This window comes from Streptomyces sp. NRRL S-495, from assembly GCF_000966955.1.
In the GTDB taxonomy this organism is placed as follows: Bacteria; Actinomycetota; Actinomycetes; order Streptomycetales; family Streptomycetaceae; genus Kitasatospora; species Kitasatospora purpeofusca.
Genome location: NZ_JZWY01000248.1, coordinates 1 through 3,111, shown reverse-complemented (window position 1 = coordinate 3,111; position 3,111 = coordinate 1). Strand labels below are relative to the sequence as shown.

Below are 3,111 nucleotides of genomic sequence, written 5' to 3'. Positions count from 1 at the left end.
ACGTGGTGCTGTGGAAGCCCTCGCCGACCCAGCAGTTCTCCGCGCACCTGCTGATGCAGCTGCTGGAGGCGGCCGGCCTGCCCAAGGGCGTCATCAACATGGTGACCGGCGACGGCCTGGACGTCTCCGCCGTCGCGCTGAAGCACCCGGCGCTGGCCGGCATCCACTTCACCGGCTCCACCGCCACCTTCCAGCACCTGTGGCGCGAGGTCGGCAACAACATCTCCGGCTACCGCACCTACCCGCGGATCGTCGGCGAGACCGGCGGCAAGGACTTCCTGGTCGCCCACCCGTCCGCCGACCGGGCCGTGCTGAAGACCGCCATGACCCGCGGCGCCTTCGAGTTCCAGGGCCAGAAGTGTTCGGCCCTCTCCCGCGCCTACGTCCCGGCCTCCATCTGGGCCGAGCTGAAGGACGAGTTCCGCGCCGAGGTCGACGGCCTGACCATGGGCGACGTCACCGACCTGTCGAACTTCATGTCCGCCGTCATCGACGACCGCGCCTTCGCCAAGAACAAGGCCGCGATCGACCGCGCCCAGGCCGACCCGCAGGTCGAGGTCCTGGCCGGCGGCACCTACGACGACAGCGTGGGCTACTTCGTCCGGCCGACCGTGCTGGTCTGCCAGGACCCGGCCTCGGAGTACTTCCGCGACGAGTACTTCGGCCCGGTCCTCGCCGTGTACGTCTACGAGGACGACAAGTACGACGAGATGCTGACCCAGATGGAGTCGGTCTCGGACTACGCCCTGACCGGCGCGATCATCTCCCAGGACCGCGAGGCCGTTCAGCACGCGATGCTCAAGCTGCGGAACGCGGCCGGCAACTTCTACATCAACGACAAGCCGACCGGCGCGGTCGTCGGCCAGCAGCCGTTCGGCGGCGCCCGTGCCTCGGGCACCAACGACAAGGCCGGCGCCAAGCAGAACCTCGCGCGGTGGACCTCGACCCGCTCGGTCAAGGAGACCTTCGTCCCGCCGACGGACTACCGCTACCCGCACATGGGCTGACCGTCCCACCGGGACCCGTTCGCGGTCCCCTGACGCCTCCCGGCCCCGCAGCCGGGCGGCGTCCCACGGGCGGCGAGCCCACCACCCCCCTGGGCTCGCCGCCCGTCCCTTTCTGCCACCCGAAGAAGCACCAGCTCCAGGAGTCACGATGCTCCGTTCCGCCCTCCTCGCGGCCTCCCGCTCGGCCCAGGTCCGCACCGTCGTCGAGAAGTTCCCGCCGACCCACGCGATAGTCGAGCGCTTCGTCGCCGGCGAGGCCCTCGACGACGCCGTCACCGCCTGCGACGACCTCGTCGCGACCGGCCGCAAGGTCACCCTGGACCACCTCGGCGAGGACACCCGCGACGCCGCCCAGGCCGCCGGCACCGCCGAGGCCTACGAGCACCTGCTCAAGGCGCTCAAGGAGACCGGCCTGGCCGCCGGAGCCGAGGTCTCGGTCAAGCTCTCGGCCGTCGGCCAGTTCCTCCCGGTGGACGGCGAGAAGATCGCCCTGGAGAACGCCCGCCGCATCTGCGAGGCCGCCGCCGACGCCGGCACCACGGTGACCCTCGACATGGAGGACCACACCACCACCGACTCCACCCTCGCCATCGCCCGCGAGCTGCGCCAGGACTTCCCCTGGCTGGGTGTCGTCCTCCAGGCCTACCTGCGCCGCACCGAGGCCGACTGCCGCGAGTTCTCCGGCCCCGGCTCCCGGGTGCGCCTGTGCAAGGGCGCCTACAAGGAGCCCGAGTCGGTCGCCTTCCAGGGCAAGCACGAGGTCGACCTCGCGTACGTCCGCGCGCTCAAGGTCCTGATGGCCGGCGAGGGCTACCCGATGATCGCCTCGCACGACCCCAACATGATCAAGATCGCCGGCCAGCTGGCCCAGTGGAACGGCCGCAAGCGCGACTCCTTCGAGTACCAGATGCTCTTCGGCATCCGCCCCGAGGAGCAGCTCCGCCTCGCCGGCGAGGGCAACACCATGCGCGTGTACCTCCCGTACGGGGAGGAGTGGTACGGCTACTTCATGCGCCGTCTCGCCGAGCGCCCGGCCAACCTCACCTTCTTCCTGCGCGCCATGGCCACCCGCGGCTGACCCCCGCGGCAACCGCCCGGCCCGGGTCCCCCTTCCGCGATGGGGGGACCCGGGCCGTCGTGCGTCCGGCTCTAGAGGAAGTCCTTGGTGTCCAGCTCGAACTCGAACGGCGCCGGAAGCACGAGCGGCTCCCCGAACGCCGCGAGGTGCACCTCGGTGTACTCGTCGCGATGCGGTGTGCCGAACAGGCTGATCTGCGAGCGCTCGCGGTCGATCAGCAGGTAGAAGGGGATGGCGGCGCGGGCGTAGCAGTGGCGCTTGGCGATCCGGTCCTGGTCGGGCTTGCTGGACGTCACCTCGGCGACCATGGCCACGCCGTCCGGCTCCATCCAGGAGGGCGCGCCGCGGAACAGGCGCAGTTCCTTGGGGGCGAACGTGGCATCGGGGATGACATGGTTCTTCGGGCAGAGTCCGCCGCTCGGCAGGCGGAGGCCCTTGTTGCCCGAGATCTGGACCGGGGTTTCGGTGTGTCGGTACACCTGGCCCATCAGTTGGCTGAGCAGATCCTCGTGGTCGCCGTCCGGTGGAACGGTGACGGCAATCTCCCCTTCGATCAGCTCGATGCGTAGTCCGTCCGGGGATTCCAGGTTCAGGAAGCACTGGAGCAGGATGTCCGCCTGCTGGCTGGAGGTGGAGGCCCTTTTCTTGTTCGGCACGGATTCCCACGCTAGTGGCGGTTCGAGGGAGGTGCGTCGGGTGTGGCGGGATTTCACTCGATGGGGGGAGGGGGGATCGGCGTAGGATCTTCGTGCTGGTGAACTCTGGCGTGTGAGCGAGGAGTTGGCATGGTGCTGAAGCGGTTCGCGGAGTTGTCCACGCCGTTGGTGGCGGATGCGTGCATGCGGGCGGGGGTGGGGCTGCGGGTGGCGCCGGCCGGGGTGGTGGGGGTGGTGCCGGGGGGCCGGGTCGCCGGGCGGGTGCTGCCGGTGCGGCACTACGGGAGTGTGGACGTGTTCCTGGAGGCGTACGGCGCGGCCGGGCCGGGGGACGTGTTGGTGATCGACAACGGCGGGCGGACGGACGAGG

General features: G+C 70.2%; 3 protein-coding genes and 1 pseudogene. 3 read left to right on the top strand and 1 reads right to left on the bottom strand.

The features are described from left to right. The coding region (locus VR45_RS14300; RefSeq protein WP_045940118.1) for an aldehyde dehydrogenase family protein at window positions 1-1,007 on the top strand (1,007 nt) is incomplete at its 5' end. 148 nt (window positions 1,008-1,155) lie between these two features. Beyond that, complete coding sequence (locus VR45_RS14295; RefSeq protein WP_045940117.1) at window positions 1,156-2,085, top strand: proline dehydrogenase family protein; 930 nt, start codon at window positions 1,156-1,158, stop codon at window positions 2,083-2,085. A 71-nt stretch (window positions 2,086-2,156) separates the two neighbouring features. Here VR45_RS14295 and VR45_RS14290 read toward each other — a convergent pair whose 3' ends face one another. Next, window positions 2,157-2,741 carry a Uma2 family endonuclease gene (locus VR45_RS14290; protein WP_045940116.1) on the bottom strand — a complete coding sequence of 195 codons (585 nt, stop codon included), beginning with the start codon at window positions 2,739-2,741 and terminating at the stop codon, window positions 2,157-2,159. A gap of 132 nt (window positions 2,742-2,873) precedes the next feature. Here VR45_RS14290 and VR45_RS14285 point away from each other — a divergent pair. After that, a pseudogene (locus tag VR45_RS14285) lies at window positions 2,874-3,111 on the top strand (RraA family protein); the annotation flags it as partial.